Source organism: Alteromonas sp. M12 (genome assembly GCF_037478005.1).
Taxonomy (GTDB): domain Bacteria; phylum Pseudomonadota; class Gammaproteobacteria; order Enterobacterales; family Alteromonadaceae; genus Aliiglaciecola; species Aliiglaciecola lipolytica_A.
In genome coordinates this window covers 3062892-3080798 of record NZ_CP144164.1, presented here as the reverse complement: position 1 = coordinate 3080798, position 17907 = coordinate 3062892, and the positions used below count along the sequence as shown (strand labels likewise).

The window sequence follows — 17907 nt, the reverse complement described above, 5'->3', positions numbered from 1 at the left end:
ATCACTGGATTTGATAGTGGTGAGCAGAATCTATTAATTCAACGCCATATTGTCAATCGCAAGATGATATTAGTTATTGCTAATTTCAATGTAACTTCGTTGAATTAACCGTTAACTACCTAACAAAGTGGCAAGAATTTTACGTACCTCTTGTGCTTCAAAGGGTTTGTCACATAACGCGTTAACACCGGTATGTTGGATATTCGCCATGTGAGCACTATTGGTGGCTTCTGAGGTTACCATAATGATTGGAATATGCGAGGTGTCCGGATTAAATCGGATATACTCAGATAATTCACGACCATCCATTTCTGGCATATTGTAGTCAGTGACAACCAAGTCGAAAATATTATCTTTGAGCAGAGTCAGTGCTGTTGCGCCATTTTCAGCTTCTTTAATATTGCTTAATCCCATGCCCTCCAATACGCGGTGAATATGATTTCTCGCCAAACGACTGTCATCCACTAATAGCACTCGCACATCCTTAATATCGTACAATTCTAAATCCAATTCTTCAGAATTAATTAAGTCTAGAGTGGCATTTAATGCTCTTGCTAGATGCAAGGGTTCAAAAGGCTTAGGTAAAATGGCTGCGACACCGGCCTGTTTAAATTCTTCTAATTTGGCGACGCGATTTTCACTACTCACTAACATAAAAGGAATTGAGGCTGTTTCCACGTTACCTTTAATGTGTTTTATTAAATCTAAACCTGTTCCATCTTCAAAATACATAGCACTTACCACCACATCACTACCGTGAGATCTTAGTACGCTTTTAGCTTCTGCAAGAGTGGAGACAGAATCTACGGAGCCGACATTTTCTTTGATTAACAAAGATGAAATGATTTTTCTTTGGGTGTCAGATGGCTCAATTAGTAGAATATTGACGTCGCTCAACGAAATATGGTTCATAAAAATCCTGAAGTGATGTTGTAAAGGTTAACCGCCTGCAAGTTTGACTGTTAGACCTTTTTTCTCTAGAAGCAGTTTAATTTTATCGCGATTATCACCTTGGATTTCGATCACGCCGTTTTTAATAGCACCGCCTGTTCCACAGCTTTTCTTTAACTCAGAACATAGATTTTTTAAAGCCTCTGCTGGTAAGTCAACGCCATCTATGGTGGTCACACCTTTACCTTTCCGGCCTTTGGTTTCGCGGCGAATCCTGACTATCCCATCAGTGTTTTTTGATTTCGGTTGTTCTTTTACTTGAGGTTCTAATCTACCGATGCCGGTGCTGTATACAAGATTATTTTGTGACATATGTGAAATAATTGAATCTAAGGATATCTCCAGTTTAGACAAAAAATGCACCTATTAAAACCACATCAGAATGATCAATGCATTTAACTGGTACAAACTAACTCGCTGAAACATATTTATCTTGGCTATACAAAAAAGAGTTGCCAAATAGAATCTGTGTGCGAAAGTAGGGGCAATTTAGCAAGAAGTAAAAAATGGAGTCACAAATGAGCTTGGAGACCCGCCCCGGTGACGGAGGAAAAGAGCTAATAATCTACATGGAAGAAAAATTCGATTTTGGCAAAGTACAAGAATTTAGAGACGCTTATTTATCCGCTTCAAATGATGTTGAAACAATCATAGTAGACCTGTCGAATACAGAATACATGGACAGTTCCGCATTAGGTATGTTGTTGAATATGCAAAAAGCGATGGAGGATAAAGTTACCACCTTTAAAATTGCTAACAGTCGTCCACAAGTGGCTAAAATTTTAAAGATTTCACGTTTTGATAAAAAGTTCGATATGACCTAGATGAGTCAATACCTTTGCGTATATTAATAGTTGATGATGAATCCCTGAATCGCTTCATGCTGGTTCATATGTTAGAAGAGGCTGGATATTTAGATTGCTTCGAAGCTGAGTCGGGTAGAGAAGCGCTGCAATTAGCTAAAAAGATTCGTCCAGACCTTGTGTTACTTGATGTGGTTATGCCTGATATGGACGGGTATGAAGTGGCCCCGCTTCTTAAAAAAATGGCAGGTGATATCTACCTACCAGTGATATTTATTACCGCCATGGATGATCAGCCTGCGTTAGCTCGATGTCTTGAAGTGGGCGGTGATGATTTTGCTACCAAACCTTTTGACCGAACTATTTTAACCGCAAAAATAAGAGCCCATGCCCGTACTCGACTATTGAGTATTCGCACCAATAAGCAAAATGCCGAATTAAATTATTTTCGCAGGGGCGTAGAACGAGAGCACGCCATTGTTGAACATATTTTTGCGAATGCCTTAACTATCAATCAAGCCACCACGAAATATTTTGACTATCGCTTAGCCCCGGCCAGTACATTTAATGGTGATGTGTTTTTAACTGAACCTAGTCCCTCTGGAGGCATGTACTTTTTAATGGGTGACTTTACCGGTCATGGTTTAGCATCAGCTATTGGTGCGCTTCCTGTGGCTAGAGCATTTCAAGCGATGTCTAGAAAAGGCGTTTCAGTTTCTGAAATCTCACAAACCCTCAATCAAATTCTTTTAGCATTGCTGCCCTCAGATATGTTTTTTGCGGCAGTTGTCGTTGAAATTTCAGCGTCAGGTCATCAGTTTTCTGTTTGGAATGGAGGCATGCCAGACCTCACCGTTATGACGCCTGAGGGGCGCATATCAAAACGATTTATTTCGTCGCATATGGCAATGGGGATTCTTGAAGTCGATGAGTTTGAGGAAAATGTTGAGTACTTTAATGCAAAAATCGGTGACAGATTAATAGGATATTCCGATGGCGTTATTGAGCTTACCAACGCTGAAGAACAAATGTTGGGGGAAGAGGTGGTAATGAGTTGGTTGGCATCCAATCCTTTGATGACTGTAGAACAAATTATCCAGCGAACTGATAAATATAGAGGAAAAGCCGAGCAACTAGACGACATAACCTTCGTGAGTTATACCTGCCAAAATCTTGATGATTTAAAAGCTGAAATCGAAATTACGCGATTACCCTTTAACATTAGTGTTGATATGAAAGTCGAACAGTTAACCCAATTTACGCCAATATATGATGTTGTGGTGATGGTGTGTAGCCAGTTGGGGATGCAAAAAGTGCGTTCTGATTTATCTACTGTGATTAGCGAATTGTTTATGAATTCTTTAGATCACGGTATATTGAAATTAAGTTCAGATATTAAAAAGTCCACTGAAGGGTTCTTCGAATATTTTAAACTGCGTAATCAACGATTAGCGAAATTGACTCAAGGCGAAATCAAAATCGCAATTAGTTTTGCCCCTAATACCAATATTTTAACGATTAATTTATCGGACTCGGGGGAGGGGTTTGACTTTCAAAAAATTCAGGCAAGCCAAGACTCGGATACCTATGGTAGGGGAATTCCTCTAATTAAAACATTATGTCAAAGCGTTCAATATTCCGATCAAGGACGCTCTGTATCAGCGACAATTAAGGTGTAAATGGTGATAACAATACGACAAGCTTCAAAAGCCGATATCCAAGCGCTAGTGGATTTTAATCAAGCAATGGCTTGGGAAACTGAACAAAAAAAACTGCAAGGTGATGTATTAAGCGCCGGCGTCAGCGCACTTATTAAAGACAGAGCAAAGGGTTTTTATTTAGTTGCCGAGCAAGATGATGGTGCTATTGCTGGAAGTTTAATGGTGACCTCGGAATGGAGTGATTGGCGAAATAGCCAGTTTTGGTGGATTCAAAGTGTGTATGTTCGTCCTGAAAACAGACGCACAGGCGTATATTCAATGCTATATCAAAAAGTAAAAGAATTAGCTGAACAATCCCAAGGGGTTTGTGGCTTTCGATTATATGTTGAGCACGATAATTTGGTGGCTCAAGAAACCTATAAAAAACTTGGCATGAAAGCGAGTCATTATTATATGTTTGAGACTGAAAACTAAATACGATTAAAGGTTAGGGTGGAATTTTGAATACCACCCTTAAATTGGGTCAGCAAACGTAAATGTTAGTCCATTCAGCCCAAACCTCTTGTTTTGCGTTTAGTAGCGGTATTATTTTTACATTTCGCTTTAAAAATGTAGGAGTTTTTATGTTTAAAGCATTAGGTGATTGGTTTGAGCAACAATTACAACAAAATGAACCTGTGTCAGAAAAGCACACCGTTGAATTAGCCACAGCCGTACTTTTGTATGAGATCATGCGGGCTGACGGCAAGTTTGAAGAGTCGGAACAACTAGCTTATCAAACATTACTTAAACAGCATTTTGATTTATCAGCCAATGAACTAGACAGTTTAATCAAGTTGTCCTCAGATAAAGCAGGTCAAGCGGTGGATTACCACCAGTTTACCAGAACTATCAACCAACACTGTGATGTGCCAGAAAAGCTGCAAATTTTAGAATCATTGTGGCGGGTGGCTTATGCCGATAAACACCTTGATGTGCACGAAATTCACCTAATCCGTCGTATCTCAGATCTATTGCATATACCCCACAGTCAATTCATACAAAGTAAACTCAAAGTGACAGATAGTACCTCTTAACCCCAGTGAAAATGCCAATTGTCATTGATTGAAGACATGCTAACCAATTGAATTGTAAAGATAATATTAATCTTGAACGGTTGGTGTTGCGAAAAAGTAACGGTAGCACTTGGGTTCACTGTTTTTTCTATCGAGAACTAATTATAAGTGATTGAATTTATTGCATAATTTAAGTCTGGCATAAAACATGTTATAGCCCCTAGGTGTAACTGTGTTAGCTGTACTGGTTCCTACGGCTTTTCAAGGAAGAACACAGCGAAGGTGACTTATAAATAACGGTTTTGTTATTGGCTGCGATGGCGTTTGCAACTTACTTTAAGTCATTCTGAATGCGTTTAATCGCATTGCATGGCAAGGATGCCTCTTCCTTTTCGCTAAGCAGTTCAAATGGAGATTGTTGTATGAAAAAGTTTATTTTTACGGGCTTAATGTTTGCGGGCATGATGATGCTGCAACCGGTAGTTAGCAGTGTAGCCCATGCCCAATCCGATCTTATTGCCGAAATGGACTTAGATGAAGACGGTATGATCAGTATTAGAGAAGCGGTCGCGGATCCTAATTTGTTGGCAGCGTTTGGCAAAATTGACACTAATGGTGATGGAAAGATCAGTGCCGAAGAGTTGTCCGAATCAAATATAATTAAACAAATTAACAAAAAAGCTTAGCTAAGCAGCGAGTTCGTTAATTTTTGACGCTTAACCTTTTTACCTCAACATTCTGGTTTTTTCGGCTCTGAAACCGTGTTACTTCCCTAAAAAACCTTATGTTGAGGTTCTTTATGAAAAACTCATTATTTGTTTGGTTTCATTTACGTCTCTGACATAGGATACTCCAATTTGTACGAAGTAGTTTAAGGTATGAAAATGCAAATTGGATCGTTACGACAACTCACATTAATCAGTTTTCTTATCGCGCTGATTCCTCTTGCTGTGTTGCTATGGCATAGCCAAAGTACGTTGACTAAAATGGCGCAAATTGCGGCCAGTGAAGCTCAGTTTTCAGTAACCATGGCACGACAAATCGGTGATATGGAGAATATCGCCATTGATGTGGAAAGATTGATCCGCCAATATCACGTATTAAAAAAGCCTGAATTAAAGCAACTGACTGATAATTCAATCAGTCGGCTTGAAACCAAGCTAGTTAACGTGTGTGCTGAATTACCCAGTGAATACGTCTGCTCTGCTTTACAAAAACGCATAGCATGGTTTGAAAATAACGGCCAAATCGAAGATAAACTCTTACTCGATGCGCAATTAGCGGAATTTCGTCGCTCTATTGAAGAGTTACAGCAACAAGTTGATTCGTTACTCGATGAACGCATTAAACAACAACAAGACTACGTAAATTCGGTGCAACAAACTCAAGCCTGGTCTACGGCTCTACTGGTCACTTTTTCATTGTTGTTAATCATTTTTGCGAGCCAATTGATTCTTTCGCCGGTGACAAAAATTGAACGCATTATCAGTGAAATTGCCAAACAATCAGAAACCTTGCCTAAAGTCTCTACCTCCGGTCCTAAAGAATTGATCGAAGTGGAGCACAAATTACACTGGTTAGCCGATCGCTTAAATCAACTTGAACATTTGCGTCATGCGCTTCTACGGCATGCCTCCCACGAGCTTAAAACTCCCTTAGCAAGTATCAAAGAAGGTTGTTCATTACTCTCTGAAAGTGTTGTTGGTCCGCTAAATGATCAACAAAAAGAAGTGGTTAGTTTATTAACCAGTAGTACAGAGCGATTGAATTTACTCATTGAACAATTACTTGACTACAACTTACTATTGCAACAGGCTAAGCCTGTGTATGAAAAAACAGACACTAAAAGTTTGCTAGAAGCAGCATTAATCGATAACGCTTTAGCAATACAACAGCATAAAAATGAAGTGAATGTTGATAACAAAGTGATAGATATGACTGTAGATCCCAATTTATATAGACGAATAATTGATAACCTTTTGTCGAATGCTTTAGCCCATGGCACGGCAGGTCGTCCTATAGATATTAAGCTTTATAAACAAAAGGATACCTTAATTTTGGATGTGGCTAACCGTGGGCGGAAAATTCCAATGGAACAGCGTAAATCACTATTTGAACCTTTCAAACGTGGTGAACATAGACGTAACGATAGAGTGATAGGATCGGGGCTAGGTTTATCTATAGTTGCAGATTGTGCACGAATGATGCATGGCACTGTTGAAATTGTTGATGTTGACTACGCAGACGTATGCATGCGAGTAAGTTTGCCACAAGACGAGGTGGCGGCATGAAAAAGTTAACATTATTGCTTTTAGGCTGTTTTATTGGGTTGGCTGGATGTGAAATCACACCTAAAGAAGCCGTACCGGTAACACAGGTTATTTTACCAGAGCAGAATAAATTTTGTTTGTTTGTGGCTGATTCAGCGGTTGAACATAATTGTGAACTGACATATTGGCTAGATTTCTGGGTTGAACACGACACTCTTTCTTGGACACAACGAAAAGAGTTAATAAATCAGCTAGGAGATTCAACGGGCGAGTTAATGAAAAAAGTCCTGTTAAGCCAAGGCAAAGGTACGCCGTATCAAAATAGATTAAGAGCGCAAGGTTGGGCTGATGACTTGATTCCTTCGCTTACCGAACAAATGAAACAGCTGTTATTTGTGTTGGTTTATCGGCCAAGTCAGGAATTATTAGAGTTTGAATCTGCTTTGACGATTCTCACTCGGATGAATACCAATCAATCGAAAGAACTAGATGTTCAACAACAAAGATTGTTTGAACAGCAACAGCAAATCGACCAATTATTAAAAATTGAGGCATCTATGATGGAGAAAAAAGAGGGGATAAGCCAATGAGCAAATCTGAAACAAACGCATTACCACGTATATTGTTAGTGGATGACGATGAAAATTTGTTGCGTTTGATGACTATCAGATTGCAAGGAGAGGGTTATCAAGTTGCTACAGCTGAAGGTGGTAAAGAGGCACTAAGATTGCTCAATACCCAGAGTTTTGATGTTGTTCTTAGTGATTTACGTATGCCCGGCTTAGACGGCCTTAGCTTATTTGAAGAAATTGTATCCCTTCGCCGCGATATTCCAGTCATTTTAATGACTGCCCATGGCACTATTCAAGATGCCGTTGAAGCAACGCAAAGAGGGGTTTTTGGTTTTCTCACCAAACCGATTGATCATGAAGCGTTGCGAGAGTTATTAGTCAAAGCAGTGAGTCAAAGTCAAAGTGCTCAAAATGGAACTTGGAGTGAAGAAATCATCACCCGCTCGATGCAGATGGAGCAACTGCTTGACCAAGCATTCAGAGTTGCCAAGCGCGACGTCAGTGTATTGATAAGTGGCGCAAGTGGTACCGGTAAAGAGTTGCTTGCCAAAGCATTACACAAAGCCAGTACTCGGGGGAACAAACCATTCGTAGCCATTAACTGTGGTGCATTGCCAGAAAATTTGTTGGAGTCTGAATTATTTGGTCATGCAAAAGGCGCTTTCACAGGAGCGGTCAACGAGCATCAAGGTCTTTTTCGTGAAGCTGACGGCGGAACGCTTTTCTTGGATGAGATCGGTGATATGCCGGTACCTTTGCAGGTTAAGTTACTAAGGGCTTTGCAAGAACAGCAAATTCGTCCTGTGGGCAGCAGTAAACAGATCCCAATTAACGTAAGAGTGATATCTGCTACTCATAAAGATCTTACCAAAGAAATGCAAGAGCAAAACTTCCGTGAAGATTTGTACTACCGCTTAAACGTGGTGAATTTAACCTTGCCATCTTTACGGGAACGTTCAGAAGATATTCCATTATTAACGCGCTATCTGTTAGCCAAAAGTGCAGAACGCCATGGCGTTAATGTCAGCCGTTTTTCTGATGATGCAATGCAGCTTTTAGCTACTGCACCTTGGCCTGGTAACGTCAGACAATTGGTTAACGTGGTAGAACAATGTGTAGCGTTAACACAAACATCGGTTATTGCCTCGCATTTAGTCGAGCAAGCACTGTCGGCTTCAGAGCAAAAATGGCCAACATTAACTGAAGCCAGAGACGCGTTTGAACAAAACTATTTGTTAAAATTGCTGAAAATGACGGATGGTAATGTGACTCGTGCGGCGGAATTAGCTGGGCGAAATCGAACCGATATGCACAAATTAATGAAAAAACACGATTTACATTCAAGTGACTTTAAACCTGAAGTCGCCTAATCCGCAATAAGCACTATATTCGCTCTTTCAAATAATAATTTGAGGGAGCGAATCTAGCCTTCAAGGTGTTTGGTTTACAGCACACAAGATTAATTTAGTTAAATTTTCTGCCACTACTGAGGATTTTTCATCGGTTGAAGTAAAATCCCCCATAAATGTTACTCTCAAGACTGTGCTTTGGCGCGGATTTGTTTATACTATGCGGCTTTTCAATCCTTTCGGATTTTATCCATAATTTTTTAGTTACATGACATAATTTATAAAATTATTGGTTATGTACTGGCAACAGAGGCTTTTCATGCGCACAGATTATTGCGGAAACATAAACGCAAGTTATATAGGTCAAGAAGTCACATTATGTGGCTGGGTAAATAAACGTCGTGATTTGGGCGGTGTTATCTTTCTCGATTTACGTGATCGCGAAGGTATCGTACAAGTAGTTTATGATCCTGATTTGGAAGATGTATTTGCCACTGCGAATAGTCTGCGTAATGAATTTTGTGTGCAAATCAGTGGTTTGGTTCGTAGTCGTCCTGAAGGCCAGATTAATAAAGATATGTCCACTGGCGAGATTGAAATATTAGGTAAGGCACTGACTATACTTAATAAATCTGCCGCTTTGCCATTAGATTGGAACCAAGAAAACTCAGAGGAACAGCGTCTAAAGTACCGTTATTTAGACTTACGTCGCCCAATTATGAGCGATCGTTTAAAATTTCGCGCTAAAGTAACCAGTGCGGTAAGAAGTTACCTCGAAGGTGAGGGTTTCCTAGACATTGAAACGCCAATTCTAACCAAAGCGACACCTGAAGGTGCCCGTGACTATCTAGTGCCAAGTCGCACTCACAAAGGTGAGTTTTTCGCACTACCGCAATCTCCTCAGCTGTTCAAACAGTTGTTGATGATGTCAGGAATGGATCGTTATTATCAAATTGTTAAGTGTTTCCGCGATGAAGATTTGCGTGCTGATCGCCAGCCTGAATTTACCCAAATTGATATTGAAACAACCTTCCTAGATGCCGCAGGTGTGATGTCTATAACCGAAGGTTTAATTAAACAGCTATTCCAAAAAATGTTAAATGTTGATCTTGGTGAATTTCCTCACATGACCTTTGCCGATGCAATGCGTCGTTTTGGTAGTGATAAACCTGATTTACGTAACCCTCTTGAGTTAGTTGACGTAGCTGACTTACTTAAAGATGTTGAATTTAAAGTGTTTGCTGGACCAGCCAACGATCCTAAAGGCAGAGTTGCCGTGATCCGTGTTCCTGGTGGCGCAGCTTTATCTCGTAAAAACATCGATAATTACGGCAGTTTTGTCGGCATCTACGGTGCTAAAGGCTTAGCGTGGATGAAGGTCAATGATCTTTCCGCAGGCATGGATGGTTTGCAGTCACCAATATTGAAGTTCTTGAGCGAAGATGTTGCCATGGGGATTGTTAAGCGTTGTGGCGCTGTTGATGGCGATATTATTTTGTTTGGTGCAGATAGTGCCAATGTGGTTACTGAAGCTTTGGGAGCTCTGCGTTTGAAGTTGGGTGAAGATCTTGACCTACTTGAAGGTGAGTGGAAGCCTCTTTGGGTTGTTGACTTCCCAATGTTTGAAGAGGTAGATGGAGACTTCCATGCGCTACATCACCCATTCACAGCCCCCCGTGATATGACACCTTCTCAGCTAGCACAGAACCCTGCTACCGCCATTTCTAATGCTTACGATATGGTACTTAATGGTGTCGAACTAGGCGGTGGTTCAGTTCGTATCCACGACCAAGCTATGCAATCTGAAGTATTCCGTTTGTTGGGAATTAGTGAAGAAGAAGCTGAATTGAAATTTGGTTTCTTATTAGAAGCCCTTAAATTTGGCGCGCCTCCTCACGCTGGTCTTGCGTTTGGTTTAGACCGCTTAGTGATGTTAATGACTGGTGCAACTTCAATTAGAGACGTGATGGCATTCCCGAAAACAACCACTGCTGCATGTCCTTTAACTGATGCACCATCTGAAGCTAACCCTTTGCAGTTGAAAGAGCTATCCATTGCAACAGTCATAGAGAAAAAAGCCGAATAGTATGGCGTTTAAGCGTCCGGAATCTGCTTTAGTTGTCATTTTTGACGGGGCAGCAAATGTACTCGTCATGCAGCGTCAAGATGATCCTAATTTTTGGCAAAGCGTGACAGGTACACTCGAACCGGGGGAGTTGCCGTTACAAACTGCAATTCGTGAAGTGGAAGAAGAAACAGGTATAAATGTAGCGCTAAATAAGCTTCAGCTTGTGGACTGTCGAAGTGTCAATCAGTATCCCATTCGCGATATATGGCAACATCGATATCCTCCCGACTGCCGATTCAACACTGAACATGTGTTTGCTTTGCAAGTGCGTGGGGATGAAAACATTAAGTTAACCGAACATTTATCCTATCAATGGTTGCCTAAAGAATTGGCAATCGAAAAAGTCTGGTCACCAACCAACAAGGTGGCAATTGAAAAATTCGTACCCAATTCTGCGCTAACAGTTGCTGTGGAAAAAGCATGTCGATAATCCTCGGTATCGATCCCGGTTCACGGATAACAGGCTACGGTGTTATTAAACAAACAGGCAATACCTTTAGTTATCTTGGCAGCGGATGTATCCGTGTTCAAGGTGATGAGTTGGCCCCAAGATTGAATCAAATTTACAAAGGTGTGACTGAAATAATTTGCCAGTTTCAACCGCAGTTCTTTGCTATAGAACAGGTTTTCATGGCGAAAAACCCCGATTCTGCATTAAAACTCGGTCAGGCGCGGGGCGCTGCTATTGTGGCAGCGACTAACGCTGATTTACCGGTAGCTGAATATTCGGCACGCCAAATTAAACAAAGTGTCGTCGGCAAGGGTAGCGCTGAAAAAAACCAAGTTCAGCACATGGTCACCTACTTACTCAAGTTAACCAAAAAACCACAAGCAGATGCGGCGGATGCACTTGCTGTGGCATTGTGCCATGGACATAGTTACCAAACTTTAATTAAGCTTGCTGGTCAAGCTAGCAAGACCGTGCGTGGTAGATTGAGGAAATAACCATTCCTAAATACCCAATTACATTACCCAGCATAATAGGACGTGTTTATGATCGGCTTAATTCGAGGCCAACTATTAGAAAAGCAACCCCCTGAAATTCTGATTGAAGCGGGTGGCATAGGTTATGAAGTGCAACTCCCCATGACCAGCTTTTATCAGTTGCCAGAAATTGGCCATGAAGCCACAGTTTATATTCATTTTGTGGTCCGCGAAGATGCACAATTATTGTTTGGGTTTGCAGATAAATCTGAACGAGCCTTGTTCCGAGAGTTGATCAAAGTAAATGGTGTAGGTCCCAAATTAGCCTTAACAATTTTGTCAGGTATGTCGGCATCGCAGTTTATTCAGTGTGTTAGTCATGATGATTATTCTGGGTTAGTGAAATTACCGGGCGTCGGTAAAAAGACTGCCGAGAGACTTGTGGTTGAAATGCGCGATCGCCTTAAAAAGCTAGAAGAGCAAGGCGACGGAAAACACCATCTACCACCGATGCAATTAGAAGCGCCTCAAGATAGCCTAATCAAGCCAACCGACGTAAAAGAGGATGCGCTAAGTGCGATGGTTGCATTGGGTTATAAACCTGCGCAAGCGGCGAAAACGATTAACTCAGTGTATCGAGAAGGCATTAGTAGCGAAGAATTGATCCGTGAAGCATTGCGTTCGATGGTGTAACCTTCGCAACATAATCTAGACTGTACAGATATTACAATTTACTGTATAAAAAAACACTATTGTTTAGTGTCGTTTGTGAACTTGCAATAAATGAACTAAAGCGCGTCAAAAATTGCTTTTACCCTATGCGAAATATTAACCAGAAGATACATTCATGATTGAAGCTGATCGATTAATCCACCCCACGGCAGACACCGAAGACGAAGCGGTGGACCGTGCAATCCGACCTAAATTACTGGCCGACTACACTGGGCAAGATCATGTCTGTAAACAAATGGATATTTTTATTCAAGCCGCCAGAAATCGCAGTGACGCACTAGATCACTTACTTATATTTGGTCCTCCAGGGTTAGGTAAAACCACACTTGCGAATATTGTTGCTAACGAAATGGGGGTTAATATTAAAACCACCTCTGGACCCGTTTTAGAAAAGGCAGGAGATCTAGCCGCTTTATTAACTAATCTAGAAGAACATGATGTGTTATTCATTGATGAAATACATCGTTTGAGCCCGGTTGTTGAAGAAGTCCTGTACCCAGCAATGGAAGATTATCAGTTAGACATAATGATAGGTGAGGGACCAGCCGCTCGCTCAATTAAGTTAGAGCTTCCCCCTTTTACATTAATTGGTGCTACTACCCGTGCAGGCTCTCTTACTTCTCCCTTACGTGATCGATTTGGTATTGTTCAGCGTTTGGAGTTTTATAATCTCAAAGATCTCACGCAAATAGTTAAACGCTCAGCAAAATACTTAAACCTTAGCATCAACGAACAGGGGGCTTTAGAAATAGCAAGGCGTTCTAGAGGTACTCCTCGGATTTCTAATCGTTTACTGCGCAGGGTGCGAGATTTTGCAGAAGTCAAAGCTGACGGTGATATATCTGAAAATATCGCCGCCCAAGCACTGGATATGCTTGACGTTGATAAAGAAGGTTTTGATTACATGGACCGCAAGCTGTTACTTACCATTATCGACAAATTTATGGGCGGGCCAGTGGGATTGGATAACTTGGCAGCTGCTATTGGTGAAGAAAAAGAAACCATCGAAGATGTAATAGAGCCTTTTCTTATTCAACAGGGATTTTTACAAAGAACCCCTCGAGGACGAATAGTGTCACAGCGCGCTTTCTTGCATTTTGGTAAAGACTACAAACCACAAAATTAATCTACAGGCAAAAAAAAGCCCGCGAAGATCGCGGGCAAAGCAACAAGTATTTGGAAAGGAAAATTCCAGGGAACACATCTATCAACAAAAATTGACACATTTTCTGACTACCGCTTCGAAAATTCGTTGCGTTAGTCAAGAGAACGACGCGCATTCTATACGTTAGGAAAAAATCCACAATTGAAAAAAATTGTATTTTCGGATTAGAAAAAATAATGCTTAATATTTTTAATTGTTTGATTAAATTCTTTGTATCTCACGCTTTAGCTGTTCTAAGCTGATTCTCGCTATTGTTTGATAACTCAATTGAAGTAAAATTGGATTAACAAAACTAGTGTAAAAGTTGAATTTTATGCTGAACTTATGCATGCTTATTAAAAAGCAAAACACACTATTATCTAGTTACAGGCTTAAATTTACTGGTTATCATTAAAATTATGATTTTAACTCATACATAATTATGCGATTTGTCGTATTAAAATTGAATTATTTTAAAGTCCGCTGGACTAACCATAAGCGTTATTTAAAGAGGTAGAAAATTCGATGCAATTTCCTGTTCATGAATTTAAATTGCGAGTCTATTACGAAGATACAGACGCAGGTGGTATTGTATATTATGCTAATTATTTAAAATTTTTAGAGCGTGCTAGAACGGAGTGGTTAAGAAGTTTTGGCATAGAACAACATAGTCTTTTGGAACAATTCATCGGTTTTGTCGTCAAACGGGTGGAAATGGACAATATTGCAGCAGCAAGATTCGATGATTTATTGCAAGTCAATACGCAAATAATTGAATTAAAACGTGCTAGCATGTTGTTCCAACAACAAATAACAAATTCAAACAATTTAAGTTTGGTAAGTGCGAAAATTAGGGTTGCATGTGTTGATCTGAAGAAGATGAAACCTATTGCAATACCTGCATTCATTTTAGGGGAAATTTCAAGTGTCATCTAATTTGTCATTCTTTGACCTGTTTTTGCAGGCAAGTCTTTTGGTTCAATTGGTAATGCTGTTACTACTAGCAACGTCAGTTGTTTCTTGGGCATTCATTTTTCAACGTGTCAAAGTGTTAAAACTGGCAAAAACTGAAACCAAAAAGTTCGAAGATAAGTTTTGGTCTGGGGTTGACCTGAATAAACTGTATCAAGAACTTTCTGCCCGTCAATCTGTGCAGGGAATGGGCAGTTTGTTTTGTGCTGGGTTCAAAGAATTTGTGCGTTTGCGTAAAGCCACAGGCAGTTCAACCGAAACCACTATGGAAGGAACCTACAGAGCTATGCGCGTCTCGCTATCACGAGAAGTCGATCACCTCGAAGCTAACTTATCCTTTCTTGCTACTGCTGGTTCTATTAGTCCTTACATTGGTTTATTTGGAACTGTTTGGGGGATTATGAATTCGTTTATTGCGCTAGGTGAGGTTCAACAAGCCACCTTAGCTATGGTTGCTCCTGGTATTGCTGAAGCACTTATTGCTACCGCCATGGGCTTATTTGCAGCGATTCCATCGGTTATTGCTTACAACCGTTTTAGTAATCAAGTTGAAAAGCTAGAAAATAGTTATGGTAATTTCATGGAAGAGTTTTCCAGTATTCTGCATCGTCAGATATTGTCTCAACGAGTTGAGAGCGTTTAACCATGGTTGTGTATGAGCGTAAACGGCGACGTCCAGTTTCGGAAATTAACGTTGTTCCTTACATCGATGTCATGCTGGTACTACTGATCATCTTTATGGTGACCGCACCTTTGGTAACCCAAGGGGTAAAAGTGGATCTACCAAAAGCAGAAGCTGAAGCGCTACAAGATGATTCTAAACCACCTATTATTGCTTCGGTTAATGCCGCAGGTGAATACTTTATTAACGTTGGTGATAAGCAAGAGGATCCTATGTCAGCCACAGATTTGGCAGTCATAGTCGCACAGCAAATTAAGAAAGAACCGAATACTCCTGTTGTTGTAAAAGGAGACGGTGCGGTTCCATATGCTAACGTAGTGCAGTTAATGGTCCTATTGCAGCGCGCTGGGGTACCATCTGTTGGTTTAATGACCGAGTCTCCTGAACAATAGGCTTTGCATGTATAAGTTTAGCCCTATTTTCATTTCAATTGCTTTACACATTATCTTAGGCGGATTGCTGGCGCTAAGTGTCGACTTTCATTCGCCCCCCAAGCAGATTGAATTAAATACTGCCAATTTCACGCCAATTGAAGCGACTGTGGTTGACCAAAAGGCTGTGAATGACCAGCTAAAACGTATTGAGCAGAAAAAACAAGCCGAAAAGCAAAAAGAGCTGCAAAAAATACGGGATGAGCAAAGGCGTAAGGCGGAAGCTGAGCAGCGTAAACGAGATATTGCGGCGAAAGAAAAAAAGCGTAAAGAAGACGCAAAGCGTCAAAAACAAGCTGCGGCGGAGGCTAAAGAAAAGAAACGTTTAGCTGAAGAAAAAGCCCGTGTAGAAGAGCAGCAAAAAAAGCAACGTGAATTAGAGCGCAGAGCTGCTGAAGAAAGAGAGCGCAAGGCCAGAGAAAAACGCGCAAATGAAGAGCGGGCGAAAAAAGAAGCCGAGCGTAAAAAACGAGAAGAATCTGAATTGCGAGAACAGGAACGGTTAATGCAAGAACAGTTGGAAATGGAACAATCTTCACGTAATCAGCAAAGGCAGCGTCAAGTTCTCTCCGAGACTGAAAAGTATACTGCGTTAATTAACGCGAAGATTGACCAAAACACCTATAAAGATGATTCGATGAAAGGAAAATCATGCAGAATTAATATTCGTTTGTCATCATCTGGATTTGTTATTCAGATTCGTACCCTTGGCGGAGATAAAGTTGTATGTGTGGCGGGTGAACAGGCAATTCGCAGAGCAGGTGAATTGCCGATGTCCTCGGACCCACAGGTGTACAACAATCTAAAAGATATAACTATTAACTTTGGTTTTTAATGAATGAATAAAATAAACACTATTTTGCTAACCTTTTTACTTCTTTGCTTCTCATTGGAGTCACGTGCCACTTTAGAAATCTATATTACGGAAGGGGTCAATAATGCCCGTCCAATCGGTATTGTTCCGTTCCACGTCTCTGCAGGGACTCAGCCTCCAAGCAGCATTGACGAAGTGGTTGCTGCTGATTTAACTCGCAGTGGCAAATTTTTCGCGTTAAGTCGCGACAAAATGCCACAGTTACCAAAATCAGACAGCGAGGTGGATTATAGTGAATGGGCTGCAGCCGGTGCAGAAGCAGTGCTTATTGGTCATATTCAACAACAAGCAGCGGATGAATTTAAAATTACGTTGCAACTTCTAGACGTTATACGTGGCCAAATTACCGGTGGTCAAACACAAATGATGAGCAATGGCCAGATGGTAACTAATCGTGACCATATACTTGACGAGTGGAGCTGGGTTATCCGCGGTGAAGAGTTTCGTCAGTATGCCCACCGTATTAGTGACATAGTGTACGAAAAACTAACCGGTGAAAAAGGCGCATTTCTGACGCAAATTGCATACGTTATTGTTCGAGATTCTGCAACAGAAGCCAAACCCTTTCAATTAATCGTGGCTGATTATGACGGCCAAAATGAAAATATATTATTGCGTTCAAATGAACCACTAATGTCACCATCATGGTCGCCTGATGGCAGAAAGCTAGTCTATGTGTCGTTTGAGAATAAAAAGCCACAAATTTTTATGCAGGATATCTATACAGGCAGCCGAACTATGCTTACCGACTTTCCTGGCATAAATGGTGCACCTACTTTTTCACCAGACGGAAATCAATTAGCGATGGTGTTGTCTAAAGACGGAAATCCAGAAATTTATGTGATGGATATCGCGTCGAAGCGTTTGCGTCAGATTACTCGTAATCGCGCAATTGATACTGAACCAAGTTGGTCACCAGATGGTAAACATTTGATTTTTAGTTCAGAACGGGGTGGTAAACCTCAGATTTATCGAGTAAATTTAGCTACAGGTAAGACTCGGCGGGTCACATTCGAGGGTGATATGAACCTTGGCGGAACGTTTACACCAGATGGTACTCAAATGGTCATGGTTAATCGTACCCGCGGAAACTACCATATTGCTAAGCAAGGCGTAGACTCAGGCGATATGTTGGTGTTAACTAAAACATTTTTAGATGAATCACCAAGTCTTGCACCGAATGGCAGTATGATAATCTACAGTACTTTGCACGAAGGAAGACAGGTATTATCATTGGTGTCACTTGATGGACGATTTAAGGCAAGGTTGCCGGTGTCAGAAGGGCAGGTTAAGTCACCTAGCTGGTCACCATTTTTGTAACATAAACTAAAAACTGTTAGAAATTTCGAAAACGAGAAG

20 protein-coding genes are annotated in these 17907 nt (G+C 40.8%); 18 read left to right on the top strand and 2 right to left on the bottom strand.

The genetic code is table 11. From position 1 onward, the window contains the following. Window positions 1-111: 111 nt before the first annotated feature. Together VUI23_RS13315 and yciH are read right to left on the bottom strand one after the other, a co-directional pair. The gene (locus tag VUI23_RS13315) at window positions 112-912 is read right to left on the bottom strand and encodes a response regulator (RefSeq protein WP_216048339.1); all 801 of its coding nucleotides are present in this window, start codon (window positions 910-912) and stop codon (window positions 112-114) included. A gap of 27 nt (window positions 913-939) precedes the next feature. Further along, a complete protein-coding gene (yciH, locus tag VUI23_RS13310; protein ID WP_216048583.1) occupies window positions 940-1263 on the bottom strand; it encodes a stress response translation initiation inhibitor YciH in 324 nt (107 codons plus the stop codon). A 206-nt stretch (window positions 1264-1469) separates the two neighbouring features. Here yciH and VUI23_RS13305 point away from each other — a divergent pair, with 206 nt between their 5' ends. From VUI23_RS13305 to tolB, 18 genes are all read left to right on the top strand, one after another. Continuing rightward, window positions 1470-1775, top strand: a complete 306-nt coding sequence (locus VUI23_RS13305) for an STAS domain-containing protein (RefSeq protein WP_216048340.1) — start codon at window positions 1470-1472, stop codon at window positions 1773-1775. Between the two features lie 14 nt (window positions 1776-1789). Next, on the top strand, window positions 1790-3433 hold the full coding sequence (locus VUI23_RS13300; RefSeq protein ID WP_342804652.1) for a fused response regulator/phosphatase: 1644 nt from the start codon (window positions 1790-1792) through the stop codon (window positions 3431-3433). Continuing rightward, window positions 3434-3889 (top strand): GNAT family N-acetyltransferase, encoded by a 456-nt coding sequence (locus VUI23_RS13295; protein ID WP_342804651.1) that lies wholly within the window; start codon window positions 3434-3436, stop codon window positions 3887-3889. It begins immediately after the preceding gene. A 149-nt stretch (window positions 3890-4038) separates the two neighbouring features. Further along, window positions 4039-4491, top strand: coding sequence for a TerB family tellurite resistance protein (locus VUI23_RS13290; protein ID WP_303499124.1), 453 nt, complete (start codon window positions 4039-4041; stop codon window positions 4489-4491). A 401-nt stretch (window positions 4492-4892) separates the two neighbouring features. Continuing rightward, window positions 4893-5156, top strand: coding sequence for a hypothetical protein (locus tag VUI23_RS13285; protein ID WP_252729088.1), 264 nt, complete (start codon window positions 4893-4895; stop codon window positions 5154-5156). Window positions 5157-5354: 198 nt separating this feature from the next. Beyond that, entirely contained in the window at window positions 5355-6761 is a 1407-nt protein-coding gene (locus VUI23_RS13280; RefSeq protein WP_216048343.1) for a HAMP domain-containing sensor histidine kinase, read from the top strand. Next, window positions 6758-7330 (top strand): hypothetical protein, encoded by a 573-nt coding sequence (locus VUI23_RS13275; protein WP_303499125.1) that lies wholly within the window; start codon window positions 6758-6760, stop codon window positions 7328-7330. The genes VUI23_RS13280 and VUI23_RS13275 overlap by 4 nt, the downstream gene beginning before the upstream one ends. Beyond that, on the top strand, window positions 7327-8682 hold the full coding sequence (locus tag VUI23_RS13270; protein WP_216048345.1) for a sigma 54-interacting transcriptional regulator: 1356 nt from the start codon (window positions 7327-7329) through the stop codon (window positions 8680-8682). The genes VUI23_RS13275 and VUI23_RS13270 overlap by 4 nt, the downstream gene beginning before the upstream one ends. Before the next feature lie 298 nt (window positions 8683-8980). Then, window positions 8981-10747, top strand: coding sequence for an aspartate--tRNA ligase (gene aspS / locus VUI23_RS13265; protein WP_342804650.1), 1767 nt, complete (start codon window positions 8981-8983; stop codon window positions 10745-10747). 1 nt (window position 10748) lies between these two features. Continuing rightward, entirely contained in the window at window positions 10749-11219 is a 471-nt protein-coding gene (nudB, locus tag VUI23_RS13260) for a dihydroneopterin triphosphate diphosphatase (protein ID WP_303499127.1), read from the top strand. After that, window positions 11210-11734, top strand: coding sequence for a crossover junction endodeoxyribonuclease RuvC (gene ruvC, locus VUI23_RS13255; protein WP_216048348.1), 525 nt, complete (start codon window positions 11210-11212; stop codon window positions 11732-11734). Before nudB ends, ruvC begins: the two co-directional genes overlap by 10 nt. 48 nt (window positions 11735-11782) lie before the next feature. Continuing rightward, complete coding sequence (gene ruvA / locus VUI23_RS13250) at window positions 11783-12406, top strand: Holliday junction branch migration protein RuvA (RefSeq protein ID WP_216048349.1); 624 nt, start codon at window positions 11783-11785, stop codon at window positions 12404-12406. Between the two features lie 154 nt (window positions 12407-12560). Next, window positions 12561-13571 carry a Holliday junction branch migration DNA helicase RuvB gene (gene ruvB / locus VUI23_RS13245; protein ID WP_216048350.1) on the top strand — a complete coding sequence of 337 codons (1011 nt, stop codon included), beginning with the start codon at window positions 12561-12563 and terminating at the stop codon, window positions 13569-13571. A gap of 543 nt (window positions 13572-14114) precedes the next feature. Continuing rightward, window positions 14115-14525 (top strand): tol-pal system-associated acyl-CoA thioesterase, encoded by a 411-nt coding sequence (gene ybgC / locus VUI23_RS13240; protein ID WP_216048351.1) that lies wholly within the window; start codon window positions 14115-14117, stop codon window positions 14523-14525. Further along, window positions 14515-15204 (top strand): protein TolQ, encoded by a 690-nt coding sequence (tolQ, locus tag VUI23_RS13235; protein WP_216048352.1) that lies wholly within the window; start codon window positions 14515-14517, stop codon window positions 15202-15204. The genes ybgC and tolQ overlap by 11 nt, the downstream gene beginning before the upstream one ends. A gap of 8 nt (window positions 15205-15212) precedes the next feature. After that, window positions 15213-15635, top strand: a complete 423-nt coding sequence (gene tolR, locus VUI23_RS13230; protein ID WP_216048586.1) for a protein TolR — start codon at window positions 15213-15215, stop codon at window positions 15633-15635. A 7-nt stretch (window positions 15636-15642) separates the two neighbouring features. Continuing rightward, window positions 15643-16509 carry a cell envelope integrity protein TolA gene (tolA, locus tag VUI23_RS13225; RefSeq protein WP_342804649.1) on the top strand — a complete coding sequence of 289 codons (867 nt, stop codon included), beginning with the start codon at window positions 15643-15645 and terminating at the stop codon, window positions 16507-16509. Window positions 16510-16512: 3 nt separating this feature from the next. Continuing rightward, a complete protein-coding gene (gene tolB / locus VUI23_RS13220) occupies window positions 16513-17868 on the top strand; it encodes a Tol-Pal system beta propeller repeat protein TolB (protein WP_216048354.1) in 1356 nt (451 codons plus the stop codon). Window positions 17869-17907: the final 39 nt, after the last annotated feature.